General features: G+C 63.3%; 20 protein-coding genes and 1 other RNA gene. 16 read left to right on the top strand and 5 right to left on the bottom strand.

What is annotated here, in order from left to right; all coding sequences use genetic code 11:
• Nucleotides 1-15: 15 nt before the first annotated feature.
• The 4 genes from BA190_RS02395 to BA190_RS02410 all read left to right on the top strand — a co-directional run bounded on the left by BA190_RS02395 (nt 16) and on the right by BA190_RS02410 (nt 4,653).
• Complete coding sequence (locus BA190_RS02395; RefSeq protein ID WP_156771333.1) at nt 16-780, top strand: site-2 protease family protein; 765 nt, start codon at nt 16-18, stop codon at nt 778-780.
• Between the two features lie 126 nt (nt 781-906).
• Nucleotides 907-2,562 (top strand): energy-dependent translational throttle protein EttA, encoded by a 1,656-nt coding sequence (ettA, locus tag BA190_RS02400; protein ID WP_068282032.1) that lies wholly within the window; start codon nt 907-909, stop codon nt 2,560-2,562.
• 279 nt (nt 2,563-2,841) lie between these two features.
• Nucleotides 2,842-3,825 (top strand): cytochrome b N-terminal domain-containing protein, encoded by a 984-nt coding sequence (locus tag BA190_RS02405; RefSeq protein ID WP_068282033.1) that lies wholly within the window; start codon nt 2,842-2,844, stop codon nt 3,823-3,825.
• Nucleotides 3,826-3,906: 81 nt separating this feature from the next.
• Entirely contained in the window at nt 3,907-4,653 is a 747-nt protein-coding gene (locus tag BA190_RS02410) for a hypothetical protein (protein WP_210185273.1), read from the top strand.
• Between the two features lie 49 nt (nt 4,654-4,702).
• On the opposite strand, the gene BA190_RS02415 is transcribed toward BA190_RS02410, so the two are convergent.
• Nucleotides 4,703-6,040 (bottom strand): Hsp70 family protein, encoded by a 1,338-nt coding sequence (locus tag BA190_RS02415; RefSeq protein WP_068282037.1) that lies wholly within the window; start codon nt 6,038-6,040, stop codon nt 4,703-4,705.
• Between the two features lie 482 nt (nt 6,041-6,522).
• Here BA190_RS02415 and BA190_RS02420 point away from each other — a divergent pair, with 482 nt between their 5' ends.
• The 6 genes from BA190_RS02420 to BA190_RS02445 all read left to right on the top strand — a co-directional run bounded on the left by BA190_RS02420 (nt 6,523) and on the right by BA190_RS02445 (nt 11,562).
• Nucleotides 6,523-7,248: an SDR family oxidoreductase gene (locus tag BA190_RS02420; protein ID WP_068282039.1), complete on the top strand. Its 726-nt coding sequence runs from the start codon at nt 6,523-6,525 to the stop codon at nt 7,246-7,248.
• A 168-nt stretch (nt 7,249-7,416) separates the two neighbouring features.
• Nucleotides 7,417-8,187, top strand: a complete 771-nt coding sequence (gene tam, locus BA190_RS02425) for a trans-aconitate 2-methyltransferase (protein WP_068282041.1) — start codon at nt 7,417-7,419, stop codon at nt 8,185-8,187.
• Between the two features lie 187 nt (nt 8,188-8,374).
• Nucleotides 8,375-9,013 carry an SGNH/GDSL hydrolase family protein gene (locus BA190_RS02430; protein WP_068282043.1) on the top strand — a complete coding sequence of 213 codons (639 nt, stop codon included), beginning with the start codon at nt 8,375-8,377 and terminating at the stop codon, nt 9,011-9,013.
• A 252-nt stretch (nt 9,014-9,265) separates the two neighbouring features.
• Nucleotides 9,266-10,348: a 3-deoxy-7-phosphoheptulonate synthase gene (locus BA190_RS02435; protein ID WP_068282045.1), complete on the top strand. Its 1,083-nt coding sequence runs from the start codon at nt 9,266-9,268 to the stop codon at nt 10,346-10,348.
• Nucleotides 10,349-10,493: 145 nt separating this feature from the next.
• Nucleotides 10,494-10,868 (top strand): hypothetical protein, encoded by a 375-nt coding sequence (locus BA190_RS02440; protein WP_068282047.1) that lies wholly within the window; start codon nt 10,494-10,496, stop codon nt 10,866-10,868.
• An 82-nt stretch (nt 10,869-10,950) separates the two neighbouring features.
• Nucleotides 10,951-11,562, top strand: a complete 612-nt coding sequence (locus BA190_RS02445; RefSeq protein ID WP_068282049.1) for an MOSC domain-containing protein — start codon at nt 10,951-10,953, stop codon at nt 11,560-11,562.
• Between the two features lie 30 nt (nt 11,563-11,592).
• On the opposite strand, the gene BA190_RS02450 is transcribed toward BA190_RS02445, so the two are convergent.
• The gene (locus BA190_RS02450) at nt 11,593-12,150 is read right to left on the bottom strand and encodes a dihydrofolate reductase family protein (protein WP_068282051.1); all 558 of its coding nucleotides are present in this window, start codon (nt 12,148-12,150) and stop codon (nt 11,593-11,595) included.
• A 199-nt stretch (nt 12,151-12,349) separates the two neighbouring features.
• Here BA190_RS02450 and BA190_RS02455 point away from each other — a divergent pair, with 199 nt between their 5' ends.
• Nucleotides 12,350-13,348 (top strand): metalloregulator ArsR/SmtB family transcription factor, encoded by a 999-nt coding sequence (locus BA190_RS02455; RefSeq protein ID WP_068282053.1) that lies wholly within the window; start codon nt 12,350-12,352, stop codon nt 13,346-13,348.
• On the top strand, nt 13,348-14,241 hold the full coding sequence (metF, locus tag BA190_RS02460; RefSeq protein WP_068282055.1) for a methylenetetrahydrofolate reductase [NAD(P)H]: 894 nt from the start codon (nt 13,348-13,350) through the stop codon (nt 14,239-14,241). Before BA190_RS02455 ends, metF begins: the two co-directional genes overlap by 1 nt.
• A gap of 117 nt (nt 14,242-14,358) precedes the next feature.
• Here metF and BA190_RS02465 read toward each other — a convergent pair whose 3' ends face one another.
• The 3 genes from BA190_RS02465 to BA190_RS02475 all read right to left on the bottom strand — a co-directional run bounded on the left by BA190_RS02465 (nt 14,359) and on the right by BA190_RS02475 (nt 16,745).
• Nucleotides 14,359-15,165 carry an aminoglycoside N(3)-acetyltransferase gene (locus tag BA190_RS02465; protein ID WP_068282056.1) on the bottom strand — a complete coding sequence of 269 codons (807 nt, stop codon included), beginning with the start codon at nt 15,163-15,165 and terminating at the stop codon, nt 14,359-14,361.
• A 27-nt stretch (nt 15,166-15,192) separates the two neighbouring features.
• Nucleotides 15,193-15,726, bottom strand: a complete 534-nt coding sequence (locus BA190_RS02470) for a GNAT family N-acetyltransferase (RefSeq protein ID WP_068282058.1) — start codon at nt 15,724-15,726, stop codon at nt 15,193-15,195.
• A 311-nt stretch (nt 15,727-16,037) separates the two neighbouring features.
• The gene (locus BA190_RS02475; protein WP_068282061.1) at nt 16,038-16,745 is read right to left on the bottom strand and encodes a B3/4 domain-containing protein; all 708 of its coding nucleotides are present in this window, start codon (nt 16,743-16,745) and stop codon (nt 16,038-16,040) included.
• Nucleotides 16,746-16,948: 203 nt separating this feature from the next.
• On the opposite strand from BA190_RS02475, the gene BA190_RS02480 reads away from it, so the two are divergent.
• From BA190_RS02480 to BA190_RS02495, 4 genes are all read left to right on the top strand, one after another.
• On the top strand, nt 16,949-17,977 hold the full coding sequence (locus BA190_RS02480) for a CorA family divalent cation transporter (RefSeq protein ID WP_068282062.1): 1,029 nt from the start codon (nt 16,949-16,951) through the stop codon (nt 17,975-17,977).
• Nucleotides 17,978-18,032: 55 nt separating this feature from the next.
• Nucleotides 18,033-18,794, top strand: a complete 762-nt coding sequence (locus BA190_RS02485; protein ID WP_068282324.1) for an N-acetylmuramoyl-L-alanine amidase — start codon at nt 18,033-18,035, stop codon at nt 18,792-18,794.
• A gap of 156 nt (nt 18,795-18,950) precedes the next feature.
• Nucleotides 18,951-19,353: RNase P RNA component class A (gene rnpB / locus BA190_RS02490), an RNA gene on the top strand.
• Between the two features lie 210 nt (nt 19,354-19,563).
• Nucleotides 19,564-19,815: a GlsB/YeaQ/YmgE family stress response membrane protein gene (locus tag BA190_RS02495; protein ID WP_068282064.1), complete on the top strand. Its 252-nt coding sequence runs from the start codon at nt 19,564-19,566 to the stop codon at nt 19,813-19,815.
• The last annotated feature ends 4 nt before the right edge of the window (nt 19,816-19,819 follow it).

The raw sequence follows: 19,819 nt of genomic DNA on the forward strand, positions 1-19,819 counted from the left end.
GAGAACGAGTTCCCCTTGTCCAGAGTTGCGGCGATGCCCTGGCGCCTGAGCGCCAATTTCCTCCCAATCCTCGCCGTCTTCCTGGTGACGGCCATCAGCCTGGCGACCGGCTGGTTCGATTCAGGCATTGCCGTGTTCGCCTTCGTGGTGTCGGGCTGGCTGATCTCGTTATGCCTGCACGAAGGGGCCCATGCACTCGCCGCCTATTGGGGCGGGGACCGTTCGGTGGTGGAAAAGGGCTATCTGAGCCTCAATCCGCTCGCCTATGCCGACCCGTTGACCAGCTTCGGCTTTCCGCTGCTCTTCCTCATCCTGGGCGGCATCGGCCTGCCGGGCGGGGCCGTCTACATCAACCGGGCCGTGCTCAAGAACCGACACTGGGATGCCTTCGTGGCCCTGGCCGGGCCGATGGCCAATCTCGTCTGCCTGATCGCTTTGGGGCTGCCCTTCCTCATCGGCCTGCCGGAGACGATGGGCTCGCCACAGCTTTGGGCGGGCGTGGCATTCCTCGCTGCCCTGCAGGCCTCGGCCGTGGTGCTCAACCTCCTGCCGGTTCCCGGCTTCGACGGCTTTGCGATCATCCGGCCCTATCTGCCCTATGAGATGCAGGCTCAGGCCAATGCCATCGCACCCCTGGCGATGATGGGCTTCCTGTTCCTGTTGTTCACCACCCAGGTCAGCGGGGCCATCTGGAACGCGGTCTACAGGCTCGCTGCCTTGTTCGACATTTATCCGAATTATGTGGCGCTGGGTTATTACCTGTTCCGCTTCTGGCGATAGTCCATTCGCGGGCAGGGCAGACCGGCAAAATAGGGCAGCGCTTGGAGTTGCGCCCTTGCCCCGTTGCGCCTGCTCGGCTACACACCGCCCCAAATCCCCTTTCCACGAAAGCTTGAGCAGGCAGCAATGGCCGCGTATCAATTCGTCTACCACATGCAGGGTCTGAACAAGACCTATCCGGGTGGCAAGAAGGTCCTCGACAACATCCATCTGTCCTTCTACCCGGACGCCAAGATCGGCGTGCTCGGCGTGAACGGCTCGGGTAAGTCGACCTTGCTGCGCATCATGGCCGGCATCGACAAGGACTTCACCGGCGACGGTTGGGTGGCCGAAGGCGCGCGCGTGGGCTATCTGCCGCAGGAGCCGCAGCTTGATCCCAGCAAGACCGTTCGCGAGAACGTCATGGACGGCGTCGCGGCCAAGAAGGCCGTGCTCGACCGCTACAACGAACTCGCCATGAATTACTCGGACGAGACGGCGGATGAGATGAGCCGCCTGCAGGACGAGATCGACGCCAAGAACCTGTGGGATCTCGACAGCCAGGTCGACCAGGCCATGGATGCGCTGATCTGCCCACCCGACGATGCCGCGGTCGACAATCTCTCCGGCGGTGAACGCCGCCGCGTGGCGCTCTGCCGCCTGTTGCTCGAACAGCCCGAGCTGCTGCTGCTGGACGAGCCGACCAACCATCTCGACGCGGAGACGGTGGCGTGGCTGGAAGGCCATCTGCGCACCTATCCGGGCGCGATCCTGATCGTCACCCATGACCGCTACTTCCTCGACAATGTCACCGGCTGGATCCTCGAGCTCGATCGCGGCCGCGGCATTCCCTATGAGGGCAATTACTCGACCTGGCTGGTGCAGAAACAGAAGCGCCTCGCCCAGGAATCGAGCGAGGAGGAGAGCCGCCAGAAACAGCTCGCCGCCGAGCAGGAGTGGATCGCCGCCAGCCCGAAGGCACGCCAGGCCAAGTCCAAGGCCCGTATCAACGCCTATGAGGATCTGCTCGCCAAGGCTAACGAGAAGGGCCCGACCACGGCCCAGATCATGATCCAGACCGGGCCGCGCCTGGGTGGCAAGGTCATCGAGGTCGAGGGCATCTCCAAGGCCTTCGGCGATCGCCTCCTGATCGACGATCTCTCCTTCTCCCTGCCGCCGGGTGGCATCGTCGGCGTGATCGGCCCGAACGGCGCCGGCAAGACCACCTTGTTCCGCATGCTGCTCGGCCTGGAAAAGCCCGATGCGGGCACCATCACCTTCGGCGACACCGTGCAGCCGGGCTATGTCGACCAGTCGCGCGATGCGCTCGACCCGAACAAGACGGTCTGGCAGGAAATCTCTGGCGGCAACGAGATCCTCTATCTCGGCAAGCGCGAGGTGAATTCGCGCGGCTACACCTCCGCCTTCAACTTCAAGGGCGGCGACCAGCAAAAGAAGGTCGGCGTGCTCTCGGGCGGCGAACGCAACCGCGTGCAGCTCGCCAAGATGCTGAAGGAAGGCTCCAACGTGCTCTTCCTCGACGAACCGACCAACGACCTCGACGTGGAAACGCTGCGGGCCCTGGAAGAGGCGCTGGAGAACTATGCCGGCTGCGCCGTGATCATCTCGCATGATCGCTTCTTCCTCGACCGCCTCGCCACCCACATCCTCGCCTTCGAGGGCGACAGCCATGTCGAATGGTTCGAAGGCAACTTCGAGGCTTACGAGGAAGACAAGAAGCGCCGCCTCGGCATCGATTCCACCATTCCCAAGCGCATTCAGTACAAGAAGTTCTCGAGGTAAGGGCTAAAAACGCGCAGGCCGATCTCTCGATCTGCCTCTGCGCATGATGCTGCGAGTCATTTGGGGGCGGGTCTTCTGACCCGCCTCTTGCCGTTTTGGGAGGCACGCAATCTAGCGCTGACCGAGATCTCTTGGCTGAATCCTGGCCGTCGATCGCGAAAGCAGCATCTGGACTGCCGGCACGACGTCAGGCAATGACGGAAGGTTGTATTTTCGCGGTCTGCCGATCAAGCTCGGCAGGAGGCCATCCTTGACCCCGAGGCGAGCATGGAGACGCCGATGGCATTGTCCCGTTCACCGGCAATCGTCGCGCGAGCCGTCGGGCTGTTGCTCTTCCTGGCCATAGGAAGCCAGAGCCTTGTGGCGATACTGCGCGGTTTTCCGGTAGGGCAGGGTGGTCTGTTCCTCTGTTTCTACATTCATGTCTGGGTGTCGATCTATGACGGCATCTTCGACAGGAAGCGTCGCATCGTCTGGTTCCTCATGAGCTTCGCCTGGATCGGCGCTCTGGCCGCCGATATCCTCGCCTACGTCCTGCCCTGGGGCCAAATGGCGGGGTGGAGCGCGACGGTTCTTGCCAATCTGGTATCGCAATTGCCGGTGAGCCCGGAATGGCGGGCGGCGCTGCTCGATACGCTTGTCGCTTTCTTCGCCTCCGATATTGGATTGGGGCTTCGTGTGTCGATCATCTTGCTTCCGGTCTTGCTGCTGATGCTTGACGGTGCGCTGATGCATAATCGCGACGAAATGGGGCAATGGCGCCGGCGCAAGGAGGGGCGTGCGGGCTGCCTCGCAATCGCGACACTTGCCTTGGCGTTGGGAGCCGCCTCTGCGCTTGTGATTGAAATGGTGACGGCGCCTGCGAGGAATGCAACCTCGCCGGACGCTTACGCTATCCTGCCACCTTGGAGTTTCCTGCCCTTTTACGCCATCCTGCGCAGCCCGCCCGATAAGCTTGCCGGATTGCTCGCCATGGTGGTGGCGATGGCCGTGATATTGCCCGTGCCCTGGCTCGTCTCGGCCGGCAATCGCCTGCGCCCCTTGCGGCACTGGTTCCAACTGGCCTGCGCATTGCTGATCACCTGCTGGCTTGGCCTTGGTTGGCTCGGTGGCCAGCCGCCTGAAGAGCCCATCATCTGGATGAGCTGGGGACTGGCCGCTTGTTATTTTGCCTTCTTCCTCGTCGTCTTGCCTTTCTTCGCGATTTGGGCGCGCCGGCAGACGAAAACCCAGGCACATGCGACCGCAGCCGCTTTCGACTAAGCGGATTGAGATTGCATGCCATCGCTATCGAATCGTCTGGCGTCGACCTACTTTCGGAGCTCCCACCGTGGAATGACAGTCGTGGGAAATGCAGCGTTGCCATCCAGACGTCGATCCGATCTGAACCGGTTCGGATTCTATCTGGGCATGCTTGTGATGCTGATCGGGCTGGGCAGTTGCGGCAATCAAGTCATTACCGACAAGCCTCTCTATGCGAAGGCCGGCGATGCCAATTCCGTGCGGCTGCGCGATGGTATCTGGATTGGCGGCGACAATTGCAGACAGCTGCATAACGGAACTCTTTCGGGCCATGACTGCCAAGGGATCTTCCGCATCGCCGGAAGGCGCCTGGATTTCATCGTCGAAGAACCCGGAAGCAGGCACCCCAATCCCTCTTTTCGGTATCAGATTGCCGATGGTGGTATTTTGGTCGCTCAAGCAAGATTACTGGTGGAGCCTGGAGAGGCTGCGGGTTCTCGCGAAATGGCCGATCTGAGGCGCAACCCCAAATATCTCTATGTTGGTCTGCGTCCACTTTCCAAGGACGAGCGCGGTCAAATCACGGCGGTGAAGGCCTGGATCCTTCAATGCGGCGTTCCCGGACCTATCGAACGCCGCTACTCAGACTCTGTCATCCGCAGGCCTGTCGCCGGGACATTATTGCCTGGGGTGACGATGGTCGGCGACAACTGCACCGTCGACGGGGCAACGACGCTGTTTGCATTGGCCCGCGCTGGCGAGAATTGGGAAGGGGCCATGATGGTAAAATGGCATTTCCCCCACCTGGAGCAATTCGTGAAAGCGCAGCAAGGCCGAGGTCAACCATAGACCTGCTCACGCAGTGTCTCCGTGCCGATCTGAAGACCGGCACGTCGGGTCACGCCGCCTTCCTCACTTCCCAGCGCTCCTTCTGCGCATCCTGGCCGATCAAGGCCAGGCCATAGGCGATCGACTCGAACTGGTCCGTTGAGACCAGGCGCTCCTCGCCGAAGCGCTCGGCGAAGAGCTTGCGGATGGCGGGCACGAAGGAAGTGCCGCCGGTGAGGAAGACGCGCTCGATCTCCTCCGCCCTGGTGTTGGCGCGCTTCAGGCCTTCGTCGAGGCTCGCCTCGATGCGGGCGACATCTCCCGCGATCCAGCGCTCGAAATCGCGGCGCTTGAGCGCGGCCGAGATCTCGATGTCGCCACCGGCGAAGCGGAACTCGGTCTCGTCCTGGCTGGAAAGGGCGATCTTGGCCCTGGACACCGCGCTGTAGAGCGAAAAGCCCATATCGAACTCGACGATCTCGATGAATTTCTCGAGCTTTTCCGGTTCCACCGCGACCTTGGCCAGGTCCTGCAAGCCCTTGAGATCGCCATTGGTCTTCATCATGGCGAGCTGATGCCAGCGGGCGAGGTTGGCATAATAGTGATTGGGGATCGCCAATTCCTTGTCGAAGGAACGGAAAAGTCCGCCCTTGCCCAGGCGCGGCGAGACGATGCGGTCGACGATCGAATAGTCGAAGGCGTCGCCGGCAATGCCGATGCCGGAATGGGCGAGGGGGTCGGCCTTCAACTGGCCGGCAACCTGCTCGAAACGCATGATCGAAAAGTCGCTGGTGCCGCCGCCGAAATCGGCGACCAGCACGGTCGCATCGCGCTTGAGCTGGCGGGCATAGAAGAAGGCTGCGCCCACCGGCTCATAGACATAAGTGGGGTTGACGACGCCGAGCCGCTCGAAAGCGGTCTGGTAGCGCTGCATGGCCAGATCGTCATCGGGCTGGCGGCCGGCGAAGGTCACCGGACGGCCGATGACGAGATTGGCGGCCGACAAGTCGAGCCGCCCGTCGGCATGCTTGACCAGCGTGTTGAGGAAGGTCGCCAGCAGGTCCTCGAAACGGAAGCGCTCACGGAAGATGCGGGTCTCCTGGAAGGTGGCGCTGGCGGCAAAGCTCTTGAAGGACTGGATGAAGCGGAAGGCGGTCGTCGCTTCCACGAATTGCTCGATGGCCCAGGGGCCGCCCTCGACGCGGATCGTGGACTTGCCGGGGCGGCGCTCGTCCCAAAAGCACAGGGCCGTGACGAAATGGTTCAGGCCCTGGCCGCCATGCTCGAAGTTCAGCGCTTCGGTGCGGCCGTCGGCATGGGCAAAGGCGACCACCGTATTGCTGGTGCCGAAGTCGATGCCGACGGAGACAGGGGCGCTCTGTCCTGTGGCAGGGGATTGGGGCGGCATGAGGCCTCCTAGAGCGTTTTCCAGAAAAGTCGATAAACTTTTCGATTAAGAAAACGCGTAAAAACAAAAAGTTAGAGAGCAAAGTGCGATTTCCCTGAAATCGCACTTTGCTCGAAGGCATTTGTGCGATCCGTCGGAACCGACAAGAATCGCAAGGACGCGTCGACGCTGAGGGCAGAGCAGGAAAAGCGTCCAGGATCGAACGCATTTTGCTCCGGCGATGGGGAAGAGGGCCGCGGGAAATAGCCCATGAGGCGCGCCAAAGCTAGAGCAAAGTGCGCTCAAGTGTGAACGTCCCTTTGCTCTAGCTCCTTGTTCCCAAGCCAATCCGAAAGATTGGCTCAAGCGTCTTTGCGATTCGAGGTGACTCCGTTGAAACGCAAACGCTATCGTGCCGATCTAAAATTTCCTGACTTTGATTTGTCAGACTTGTCAGCAGGCTCCCGCCCGCTACCATGCCGCCAAACATGCGGGAGGACGCGATGGAATTTGCCGGCGAGCGTATCGTGGTAACGGGAGCAACCAAGGGCATCGGGCGGGCCACCGCCAAGCTGCTGGCGGCGCGGGGCGCTGAGATCATTGCCATCGGGCGCAACCAGGCCGAGCTCGAAAGCCTGTCCGCCGAGACGGGCGCGGAGATCCATGCCGTGGATCTTGCCGATCCCGAGGCCGTCCGCGCCGTGGCCCGTTCGATCCAGCCCGTCGACCGGCTGGTCAACAATGCCGGCACCACCACGCTCGAACCCTTCCTGGAAACCAGCGTCGAGGCCTTCCAGGAATTGATGTCGGTGAACGTGGTCGCGGCCATGATCTTCGGCCAGGAATGCGCGCGCAGCATGATCGCCCGTGGCAAGAAGGGGGCGATCGTCAACGTATCCAGCATTTCCTCCTCGATCGGCTTTACCGATCACGCGGCCTATTGTGCCAGCAAGGGCGCGCTCGACTCGCTGACGACGGTGATGGCGAACGAGCTCGGGCGCCAGGGCATCCGCGTCAATGCGATCTGCCCGACGGTGATCCTCACGCCCATGGCCGTGAAGGCCTGGAGCGATCCGGCCAAGGCCGCCCCCATGCTGCAGCGCATTCCACTGGGACGCTTCTTCGAACCGGAGGAAGTGGCCGAGACCATCGCCTTTCTCCTCAGCGACAAAGCCTCGATGGTGAACGGCGTCGCCATGCCGGTGGATGGCGGTTTCCTGATCACCTGACGCGGCCGGCCCCGTTCCGGCTGCCGGTGCTACGGCAGCGTGCCGAAAAAGGTGCCTGCTTTCAGTATTCACGGTGCGACAATGAGACCTGCAGCACCGTATCCAATTCCGCTATCGGATATGGCGCGCTAGATGCTTCGCCGGGGCGAATATTCAAGGATATTTTTCATGGCCGATTGGAATCCCTCGCTTTATCTGCGCTTCGAGGATGAGCGCACGCGACCGGCGCGCGATCTGCTCGATCGGGTCCCGCTGGCCTCGCCCGCCCTTGCCGTCGACCTTGGCTGCGGCCCGGGCAACTCCACTGAACTCCTGGCCAGACGCTGGCCCGCGGCCGAGGTGATCGGCATCGATACCTCCGAAACCATGCTGTCGGAGGCCCGCAAGCGCCTCCCATCGGCGCGCTTCGAGCAAGGGGATGTGACCGGCTGGCAGGCGGAAAAGCCGCCGGAACTGATCTTCGCCAACGCGGTGATGCAGTGGGTTCCCGGACATGCGGCGCTGTTGCCGCGGCTGCTCGCCCAGACCGCGCCGGGCGGCGTGCTGGCCGTGCAGATGCCCGACAATCTGGCAGAGCCGTCCCATCGCCTGATGCGCGAGACGGCTGCAGACGGCCCCTGGGCGGCCAGGCTCGGCGATGCCTCGCGCATCCGCGAGCGCATCCTGCCGGCTGAGGACTACTACAACCTGTTCGCCGGACAAGCGTCCTCGATCGATATCTGGCGCACCACCTATTATCACGTGCTGGACGATGCGCCGGCCATCGTGTCCTGGCTGCGGGCGACCGGTCTGCGCGCCTTTCTCGATCCGCTCGATGCCGGCCAGCAGCCGGCCTTTCTGGAAAACTATACGGCGCGCATCGCGAAGGCTTATCCGCCGCGGGCTGACGGCAAGGTGGTGCTGGCCTTTCCGCGGCTGTTCATCGTGGTGCAGCGCTAGATCCTGGGATCTTGGGCGTCCAATGAGCCGGGCAGGGCGCTCGAACCGCGGTGTGCCGATCTCCAGATCGGCATCTTGGGAAGAGGATGCCTTGCCTGGCAAGGATGCCGATCTGGAGATCGGCACACCAATCCCGCACTCATTCCAGCAATGTTGATGCCTGCAATCCAGCAAGGAAATGATCAGTATGAAGAATGTTCTTTGTTTCGGCGATTCCAACACGTTCGGCACGCCGCCTCTGGCCAGCCTTGAAGAGGCCCGGCGCTATGACGGCAAGACGCGTTGGCCCGGGGTCATGCGCAAGATTCTCGGCCATGCCTGGCATGTGATCGAGGAGGGGCTGCCGGGCCGTACAACCATTCGCGACGATCTCATTGAGGGCATCCACAAGAACGGCCGGCGCTATCTCGCTGCCTGTCTCGAAAGCCACCGTCCGCTCGACGTCATCGTGCTGATGCTGGGTACCAATGACCTCAAGGCCCGCTTCGGTGCACCGCCGGAGGACATTGCCGCCGGGGTCGACATCCTCGCCGGCATCATCGCCGCGACGCCTAATCTCGACCAGCCGCCGGCCAAGCTCCTGATCGCCTGTCCGCCACCGATCCGCGTGGTCGGCTGCCTGGGGCCGTTGTTCGCAGGCGGGGTGGAGAAATCGCAGGCCCTGCCGCCCCTCTACGAAGCGGTCGCGCGAAAGCACGGTGCCGAATTTCTCGACACCGGCAAGCTGATCGAGGTGAGCCCGGTCGACGGCATCCATTACGAGGCCGAGGCGCATCTCGCGCTGGGACAGGTATTCGCCGAACGGGTTCAGGCCTTGGGAGGTTGAGGGCCGGACGGCAAATTCGCACGTGACAAAACCACTCGCCGTCGCTATATGGCTGCCATGACCTTTGCATCCGCCCCCTACTTTTACTGGTATTTTGGCTTTCGCAGGCCGCTGGCGGAGGTAGGGGTGCGCTCGATCTGAACGTAGCAACAGATCAAACCCAGACAAACCGCCAGCCCGACTGGCGGTTTTTTTATGCCGCCGGCCGGGACCTACCAGAACCCTTAGCGAACCGAGACTGGAACCCAGGCCATGTTGAGCACCACCGACGATCTTCGTATCCGTGAAATCAAGGCGTTGACCACGCCGGCTGACGTGATGGGCGAGCATCCCCGCACGCTGGAAGCAACCCGCACCGTCACGCAGTCGCGGCAGGCCGTGCACGACATCCTGCGCGGCAGCGACGATCGTCTCGCCGTGGTGGTCGGTCCCTGCTCGATCCACGACCCGGTGGCGGCCCTCGACTATGCCGACCGCCTGATGAAGCTGCGCCAGCGCCTGGGTTCCTCGCTGGAAATCATCATGCGGGTGTATTTCGAGAAGCCGCGCACCACGGTGGGGTGGAAAGGCCTGATCAACGATCCTGATCTCGACGGTTCGTTCCAGATCGACAAGGGGCTGCGCATCGCCCGCAAGGTCCTGCTCGACATCAACAATCTCGGTTTGCCGGCGGCCTGCGAATTCCTCGACATGACCACGCCGCAATATATCGCCGACCTCGTGGCCTGGGGCGCGATCGGCGCGCGGACCACCGAAAGCCAGATTCATCGCGAGCTGGCGTCGGGCCTGAGCTGCCCCGTCGGTTTCAAGAACGGCACGGACGGCAATGTGCGCATCGCGGTCGATGCCGTGAAATCGGCGTCGCAGCCCCATCACTTCATGGCCGTGACCAAGGATGGCCGTTCGGCCATCGCCTCCACGTCAGGCAATGAGGACTGCCACATCATCCTGCGTGGCGGCAAGAGCACCAATTACGATGCGGCGAGCGTCGAGGCGGCCTGCACTGACGTCGCCAAATCCGGGCTGTCTCCGGTGGTGATGATCGATGCCAGCCATGCCAACAGCGCCAAGAAGCCGGAGAACCAGCCGCTGGTGCTGGCCGATATCGGCACGCAGCTTGCGGCAGGCGATAACCGCATCATCGGTGTGATGATCGAGAGCAATCTCGTCGCCGGCCGGCAGGACCAGGTGCCCGGCCAGCCGTTGACCTATGGCCAGAGCATCACCGATGGCTGCATCGATTGGGACACCACCGTTGTCGCCCTCGAGCGCCTGGCCCTGGCGGTCGAACAGCGCCGCATCGCCAATCGCGAAGCAGTAAAGGTCGGGGCCTAATGTGGGGGCGGGTCTTAGGACCCGCCTGGAAGCGTTGAGTTTACCGGAAAGGGGGAGGCGGGGCTGAAGACCCGCCGCCCACCGTTGCCGATTTGACGCGGCCCGCCCCGAACCGGCATGGTCGCTTCAGAACGGAGACGAGGACGTGAGCGAAACACAGATCATCAAGAAGGTCGCCTTCGCCGTCTGGTGGCGGATCGGCATTCCCGTAGCCCTGTTCGTCTTCGCTATTGGCTGGGCGCTGAACTTCCTGTTCTACGTCGCGCCGATGCTGCAGGTCACCGGCTCGATTTCCCATTATGGCGCGATGCTGATCGCCGGGCTCCTGGGTGGCGACATCTCGGCCTTTCTGGGGGACGGCGGCCTCATCGGCAATGTGGTGATCGGATTCTTCCGCGCCATTCTCGACAACCTGCCGATGCTGATCGTCCTGGTGCTGCTGACGCGCTGGCAGATCCGGCGCCACTTGCCCCGTATCCTGCGTGACAATGGCCTGATAGGGAGCGGCGAGGAGGGGTAAGGCAAACTATCGCGCGGCATCTTTGCGTTGTTACCGATTCGGTGGCAGATCGGTGCCTCGCGCTGCCAGACGAGGTGAGACCATGCCGGATCCTTCGAGCAATCCCTCTCCCGACATTGCCGTCAGGCCCGTGCTCAAGCGTGCGGGGCACGTGGCCATGGTCGCTGCAGCCGGGGGAGATGCCATCGGGGCAGAATGGCTGGCCGAGCTCGTGCTCACGCATGAGGGTATCCCGGGCGACCGGCATGCCGGCTTCCTGCGTCCTGCCGATGTCAGGGTGCCCTGGTTCGAGCGCAGTGCGCCGATCCAGAACGAGCGCCAGGTCTCCATCGTGTCGATGGAAGAGCTTGCGGTGATCGCTCGCAATCTCGGCGTCGAGCGCGTGGAGCCGGAATGGCTCGGCGCCAATATCGCCGTGGAAGGCGTACCCGATTTCTCCTTTCTCCCGCGCGGGTCCAGGCTGTTCTTTCCTTCGGGGGCCGTGCTGGCGGTGATGGGCCAGAACGATCCCTGCCGCATCGCCGGGGCGGAAGTCGAACGGCATCTGAGCGGACAGGACGGGCTTGCGCTGCGCTTTGCCGCCGCGGCCAAGCGCCTGCGCGGCGTGGTCGCCACTGTCGACCGTCCCGGTTCGATACGGGGCGGCGAAGCGTTCAAGCTGCGGGTTCCCGAGCAATGGATCTGGCAGGGCTGAGGCAAACGCAGTTGAGGCCGTTTCGCCCTTTCAACTGGCGGGCGCATAGCGCAGCAGCGTCACGCCCTGGGGCAGGCTTTCACTGCCGAGTGGTTTTAGTCCAAGTGACAGGCCTTGCTGGAAATAGGGCTTGCCGCCGCCCAGTACGATGGGATGCAGGTAGAGCCGATATTCGTCGATGAGACCCGACCGCGCCAGTTCGGCGGCAAGGGTGGGACCGGCAACGCCGATCTCGCCGTCGCTGTCCGACTTGAGCGAGCGCACCACCGTGATGGCGTCCGAGCTCACCAGCCTCGCATTCGGCCCAACCTCCCGCAATGTCGTCGAGAAAACGAGCTTGGGCGTCTCCCGCCAGGCATGGGCAAAATCGATCTCGACTTCGTCAGTGTCCTGCTCCCGCTCGGGACTGTCCCAATAGCGCATCACCTCATACATGCGCCGCCCATAGAGTGCGACCGACGTCTGTCGCATGAGCTGGTTGAAATGCCGATGCAGCTCGGCCTGTGGGATCGGCAGGCCAAATTCCTGCCCCGGTCCGGCAACATAGCCATCCAGGGACATCAGCATGGCATAGACGATGCTGGCCATCGGCGCCTCCCTTGCTTTCCCTCACTATGTCTAAACTAATTGCATAATGCAATCGGTATGGAGGGGGGATGGTGATTTCGTCAGCTTATCCGCTCAAAAGTCGCCTGCTCACATTATCGCGTCGCTTGCAAAACAAATTCCTTGCGCATTTTAAGAAATGACATAAACATATCTTTATGTGAGAGACGATGGCGTGGGCATGGCAAATCTGGCTCCTTTCGAAACGGTATTGGGCACGCTGAAAGCGGCGGGCGAGCCGACGCGCCTGCGTCTGCTGGCCATCCTGGCGGAAGGCGAACTGAACGTGACCGATCTCACCGAGATCCTGGGCCAGTCGCAGCCGCGCATCTCGCGCCATCTCAAGCTTCTGGTCGAGGCGGGGCTGGTCGAGCGCATCCGCGAGGGAGCCTGGGCCTTCTTCCGCTTGGCTGAAAGCACCATGAAATCCGAGATCTTTGCCCAGATCCTCGCCGGGCTCGACCGCAGCGACCGCATCCTTGCCCGTGATCGTTCGCGACTCGTCGAAGTCAGGCGTACCCGCGCGGCGGTGGCTGCCGATTACTTCCGGGCCCATGCCGGCGATTGGGATCGTATCCGTGCCCTGCATGCGCCGGACGAGGCGGTGGAGGCGGCGCTGCGCGAAGTCGTGGGCAGCCAGCCCATCCAGGCCTTCCTCGATATCGGAACCGGCACCGGCCGCATGCTCGAACTCTTCGCCCCCTTGGCGACGCGGGCCGTCGGCATCGATGCCAGCGCCGAAATGCTGGTGATCGCCCGGGCCAATCTGGAGCGCAACCGTATCCGTAACGCCGTGGTGCGACAGGGCGATCTCTTCGCGCTGTCAGTGGAACCGGGCGCCTATGACCTCATCATCGTGCACCAGGTCCTGCATTATCTCGACGATGGCGCCAAGGCCCTGCGCGAAATCGCCCGTGCGCTGCGCCCGGGCGGTCGCCTGGTCATCGTCGATTTCGCCCCGCACGAACTCGAGTTCCTGCGTGAGGATTTCGCCCATCGCCGTCTCGGCTTTGCCCGCGACACCATCGAGCACTGGCTGGAGGCAGCGCATCTGCGGCCTGACGGCTGGCGCCTGGTGGATGCCGGGGAAGGGCCTTCGAGTCTCACCGTATCGATTTGGACCGGGCGTGATCCGCGCCGGGTCTCCGACACTATCACTCTTGGTCAGGAGGTCGCGTGATGGCTGGTCACGCCTTGCCCTCACACGGCGGCATTCGGGTTTCCTTCGAGTTCTTCCCGCCGAAGAACGCTGAGATGGAGGCGTCTCTGTGGGAGGCGATCGAGCGCCTGGCGCCGCTCGATCCCCTATTCGCATCGGTCACCTATGGTGCCGGCGGCACTACCCGCGAGCGGACGCATGGCACGGTGGCGCGCATGGTGCAGGAAACCGATATCCGCCCGGCGGCGCATCTGACCTGCGTCGGTGCCACGCGCGAGGCCATCGACGAGGTGATCCGCGGCTATGCCGAAGCGGGCGTGCGCCACATCGTGGCGCTGCGCGGCGATCCGCCAGCGGGCGTGGGTGCCCGCTACGAGCCCCATCCGGGCGGCTATGCCAGTTCGGCCGATCTGGTGGCAGGCATCAAGGCACTGGGCGATTTCGAGGTCTCTGTCTCGGCCTATCCCGAGAAGCACCCCGAAAGCCCGTCGCTCGCCTTCGACATCGATATCCTGAAAGCCAAGGTCGGTGCCGGCGCCACGCGCGCCATCACCCAGTTCTTCTTCGACAACGAGCACTATCTGCGCTTCGTCGACCGTGTCAGGGAGGCGGGTATCGATATTCCGATCGTGCCGGGCATCGTGCCGGTGCAGAATTTCAACCAGGTCCGCAATTTTGCCGAGCGCTGTGGGACCGAGGTGCCGCAACGCCTCGCCGACCGGTTCGAAGGCCTGGACAATGATGTTGCCACCCGTAAACTCGTGGCCGCCGCGGTCGCTGCCGAGCAGGTCTTCGATCTGGTCGACCGTGGCGTCAGCGATTTCCACTTCTATACCATGAACAAGGCCGACCTGGTCTATGCCATCTGCCATCTGCTGGGGCTGAGGCCGAAGGTGGAGAAGGCGGCGGCCTAGCTGGAGCGCGAACTTCCAGTCCGCTCCGGCAAACGAGGTGCCTGCACAATAAAATGCGGGTATCACAACATGTCTGCATGGGGTTGTGGTGTTAGCGCTCCAGGAAGGTTCGGTGCTTCATTCCATGCCACGCCAGCGCGTGACGGTGGCATCGACTGCCTCGCGGACAGGCAGGAGATGGGACCGGGCCGATCCCACGATGCCGCCATGAGCGATGCCGGTCTCGACGAGATGCCGTCCCGCATCCTCCAGAAGATCGACACGCAGGATCGGTGTCTCGTAGCGCACCCAGCGGCGTTCGCCATCGACCATCAAGGGAGCGCCCTCCTGTATCCGGACCTGATGCGGCCAGGTTCGGCGTTCGGCCAGATGCAGGATGGTGCAGCTTTCGAAGCTGACGCCGAGCAGGAGCACTCGGGCCTGGCGATCATACAATCTGGCCAGTGGCGAGTTCTCGCCGAAGGGATCTTCGAGGGGCTGGTCGCGGAGGATCGTGCCGGCCTGCGTTCCCCAGGCCGCCAGCGAACTGGCGGGATGGCCGCTGCGCGACACCCCGGGCCAGGTCCGGAACAGTTCGGCGATCCTGCCCATGCCCCGCGTCGGCGTCGACTTTGGGTCGAAGGCCGGCATCGATCGGCGCACCGGTTCATGCCAGGCTTGCGGAATGGGTGGCGCGCGCCAGTGGACGGGATCGGTCAGGTCCGGTGACATCGCCGGCATGACGAGCGTGCCTGCGGGCGTGATGACGTCGCAAAGCGCCTGGATTACCGCTGTCTCGGCGCCATTGACCCAGCCGAGCGCCTTGAGGGAACTATGCACCAGCAAGGTTTCGCCGGGCATAACTCCGAGCATCCGCAGGTCGGCGGCAAGGCTTTCCCGCGTTCTCGGCGTCGCGCTTTGCTGAATGATACTGGCCTCGGTCATGACGTCCTCTGGGGCAGGGCGAAGGCCTCAACCCCGCAGCCGTGCCATCAAATGGGCATCCGCGAACGCGCCGGCCCGGAATGCATAATTGCGCAGGATTCCCTCCTGCTCGAAGCCGAACCGCTCGTAAAGGCGTATGGCCTGTAGATTGTCGGCAAAGACCGTCAGTTCGAGGCGTTCGATCCTCAGCCATTGATCGGCCGCATCGGTGATTTCCCGCAGCAGCGCCGTGCCGATACCCTTGCCGCGATGGTCGTCATGGACGCCCATTCCAACACCGGCGGCATGGGCTCGCCGGCCACTGTAGCGGTCCAGGCCGGCATTTCCCACGATGATGCCATCGAGCACGGCGACGAGGTTGAAGGCCTCCGAGCCGAGGCTTTCCAGCCATCGCCGGGCCAATTCCGGCTTCTGATAGGGCAGGCGGAGCGTACCGGCCCGATAGCCGGGAAGATTGGCGAGCGCGGTGATCGCGTCGACATCCTCCAGGCGCGTGGCACGTATCGACAGTCCCGGCAGCAGCGGCCGTGACTCGCGAGGAGGGGATAGGTTCGGGGGCATAATGGCTCTCCTTTTTGCGGGAGAGCCGGGCTGCCATGGACCCTGCTCGCCTCGCAGGGTTCATGGGTCGATCGTATCGCGCTTACGGCAATACCCTTCCCGCGCCCCTAGGCAGGTGCGTGGCGGGATGCATGCAGGTCGAGCGCTTCGCGGTCATGCGCCGAGGTTAGGCCATCGGTTCGAGCTCGGCAAGATGAGGAAGAAGTATTCCGGGACCATGATCTTGCGCGAGGAGTGGCTGAATGCGCGATACCCTGACGCATTTTCCGGGTGCGCGGACGTCTCGTCCGCGCACCCGGGGAACGGCACGCTCAATTCAGTATGACCGTGGGATTGCTCCTGTCGGCATAGGCGATCGAGACCTTTGCGCTGCAATCGGCCGTGAGCCAGCCGGCGAGATGGTTGGCGGCTTCCTCCAATTCGCCCCAGCCATTGGCCTGAACCGTCACCAGCGCCCGCCGGGTTTGCGGCGTGATGGCTGAGCGCATGTCCTGGCGCCAGTTCCAGCGGCGGCACAGCACATGCCTGGTATCGGCGAGCACCACCTCGCCCTCCTTGGGTGGATCGTTGGGATCCTCGCCGGCTTCGGCCCCCATGTCGAGAAAACTGTCGCCGGGGCGCGAGAAGCGGAAGGCAACCGGTGGCGCGATCTTGTCGAGGTCGTCGGCGCCGATGCAAAAGCCATGCTGCAGCGAGATCGTGTTGTAGATGTCGACGAAATTATTGATGACCGGCAGGCGATCGCCGGCCAGCACGCGCTTGATCAGCCGCTCGACCGAGGAACGATAGCTGGTCTTCTTGATGCCGAAGCCCTTATAGGCGCTGCGCCAGGCGGCGACGCCCGGAATGGCGGAAAGCTCCAGCCCCTCATGCTGGCTGCGGCAGGCGGCCTCGGAGGCCAGGATGGCCGTATCGAGAGGGCCCGTACGCCCCGTGGTGATCACCAGATCTTCGGCCACGAGGACGGCGACGCGGAAGTCGGGAAAACGTTCGGTCAGTTCGGCAATGGTCAACTGCATGGGCATATCGCTTGCGGGAAGAAGAAGGGGAGGCCTGCTCGAGCAGCACGGGCGTCAGAAAGGAATCATCATGCTTTTGATTGATCTTGCCACCAGTTCGCGAATGGATAAGGTGAATCCGGCCGGCTGGGCAAGCTTTTGTGCGGGTTGGGCTTTTCGGTTTCGTCGGGAGGCCCTGCGCGCTCGGATTGTGGTGAGGCCGCATGGAAACGGTCAACGCGCCGATGGCAAGCTACGGCATCGAACCGGGGCTGCGCTTTGCGCTCCTGCTCGATGGGAAGGGCGGCTGCTGCCAACTCGACATGGCTCAGTCGAGGGCCTGGAAACCGGGAGACGGTGTGCTCTGGCTGCACCTGGAGCGTGATCATCCCGCGGCGGCCGACTGGGTGCACACCCGAGGCGATTTCGATCCGGTGGTCGCCGACGCACTCCTGGAGGAGGAAACCCGGCCGCGCGTGGAACCGGTCGATGATGGTCTGCTCATCATCCTGCGCGGCGTCTGCGCGACTTCGCCCGAGGAGGGAGAGGAAAAGCCCGCCGACATCGACCTGGTGCCGCTGCACCTGTGGGTCGATGGCGATCGCGTGATTTCCCTGCGCGACAAGGGCCACTATGTCACCGCGTTGCGCGACATCCGCAAAGCCCTGCACAAGGGCAAGGGGCCGAGCCATTCCGGTGATCTCCTCGCCATGATCGGCGACAAGCTGGTGCGCGACCTCGAACCGGTGCTGGATGCCATGGACGAGGAGGTCGACGAACTCGACGACTTGATCTTCCACGGCGATGCCGGCGAGGTGCGCGAGCGCCTGAAGCTGCTCAGGCGGCGTGCCGTGCAACTGCGCCGCTATCTCGCCCCCCAACGCGATGCGCTCAACCGCATGGAGCATGACGACGCGCCGTGGTTGAATGAACGCGACAAGCTGCGGCTGCGCGAGGTGATCGACAAGCTGATGCGCTTCATCGAATATCTCGATGCGATCCGGGACCGCACCGGTATCCTGCATGACGATCTTTCCACCGTGATCGGCGAGCGCATCGCCCACAATTCCAACCGCTTGGCGGCCCTTGCCGCGCTGCTGCTGCCGCCCAGCGTGGTGGCCGGTCTGTTCGGCATGAATGTCGGCGGCATTCCCGGCGTCGACAAGGGCTGGGCCTTCGCGACCATCGTGGGCTTCGTCACCATCACCTCGATCGTCACGCTATGGGTTCTCAAGCGCATCAACTGGCTGTAAGGGGTTTTACTGCCGACACAGCGGATCGGCCGTTCCATCCGCCGCATCGAAAAGACTGCCCTTGCAACTCGATTCATCCCTCGCCAGCCTTGCCGTCGCCTCGCCCAATCACGGCGAGCGCCTCGATCCCGTGTCGCCAGCTCTGTTGATCCTGCATTATACCGGCATGCCCGATGGCGCGCTGGCGCTGGCCCGGCTGTCCGATCCGGCTTCGCAGGTTTCCTGCCACTATCTGGTCGATGAGGACGGGCGGATCGTCCAAATGGTACCGGAGACCCGCCGGGCCTGGCATGCCGGCCAGGCGAACTGGGAGGGGATGGCTGACATCAATTCCCGCTCCATCGGGATCGAGATCGTCAATCCCGGCCATGAATGGGGTTATCGGGATTTTCCCGCCGCGCAGATGACGGCGGTCAAGGCGCTCTGCCGCGATATTGTCAGCCGCCACGGTATTCGGCCTTATCACGTGCTCGGGCATTCGGATATTGCGCCCCTGCGCAAGACCGATCCCGGCGAGCGCTTCGACTGGGCCGGCCTGGCCGGGGAAGGGGTCGGCCTTCACGTGCCTCCTGCCGCCATCCAGGGGGGGCGCTTCTTCTCCGCTGGCGAGGCCGGGCAGCCCATCGAGGCGCTGCAGGCGATGTTCTCGCTCTATGGCTACGGCATCGAAGTGACCGGGATCTACGACACGCTCACCGAGGCGGTGGTGACGGCCTTCCAGCGCCATTTCCGCCAGGCCAGGGTCGACGGCGTCTGCGATGCTTCCACCATCGAGACCCTGCGCAGCCTCATCCTGGCGAAGCAGGCGATGATGTGACTTTTCGCACAGCGTGCCGGTCCGGCCGGCGCTAATGTCATTGGCGAATGGTTCTCCCATTTCCTCCCAAAGACACAACTTCCGGCGTCCATCCTATCGGTGGGCGCCGGTTTTTCTTTGTTGACGCCGTTGACGCTTGGCGTCACACAGGCGCGGCTAGCTGGCCGGGCGGCCGCTGTTGCCAGGTTTCGACCTGGGAATGGAGGAAAGTCCGGGCTCCACGGAAATAGGGTGCCGGTTAATGGCCGGCGGGGGCAACCTCAGGGAAAGCGCCACAGAAAGCAAACCGCCTCGTCAAGCTTGCTTGCCGGGGTAAGGGTGAAAGGGTGCGGTAAGAGCGCACCGCGCGGCCGGTAACGGCAGCGGCATGGCAAGCCCCACCCGGAGCAAGACCGAATAGGGACGGCCGCGGCGGTCTTCGGACGCGTCGAGGCGCATTTCCGCGCTGTCGTCCGGGTTGGTTGCGTTGAGGTCACCGGTGACGGTGGCCCCAGATGAATGGTCGCCACGTCCGCGCAAGCGGGCCATACAGAACCCGGCTTACAGGCCAGCTAGCCTTGCCTTTCCTGCAGATGAAGCGATCGGGCCTGAGCCCGGCGGTTCTTGTTTTTGTCACCGAACGCCGCCACATTGCAGCCGGGTGACTTTCCCGGCGGGTCTGATTCCGATTCAGGGAAGCGCTGCAGTCAGTTGAAATCGCGCGGAATTCGGGAACGAACCGCCTGTGGCGGTCCGGCGAATTCCTGCGGACTTCGAACCGGGTAATATCATGGGTATCGTCTGGACCATCCTTATCGGCTTCATCGTTGGCCTGATCGCGCGTTTCCTGTCGCCGGGCCAGCACAATCCCAGCGGCTTCATCCTCACCACGGTGCTGGGCGTGGTCGGCGCGGCACTGGCGACCTGGCTCGGGCAGCAGATCGGCTGGTACACGATCGGCGAAAAGGCGGGCTTCATCGGCGCCGTCGTCGGGGCTGTCATCGTGCTGCTGGTCTGGCGGGCCTTTGCCCGCAGCGCGTGAGTTT

Origin of the sequence: Labrys sp. WJW, assembly GCF_001676615.1 — a bacterium.
GTDB classification, from domain to species: Bacteria; Pseudomonadota; Alphaproteobacteria; order Rhizobiales; family Labraceae; genus Labrys; species Labrys sedimenti.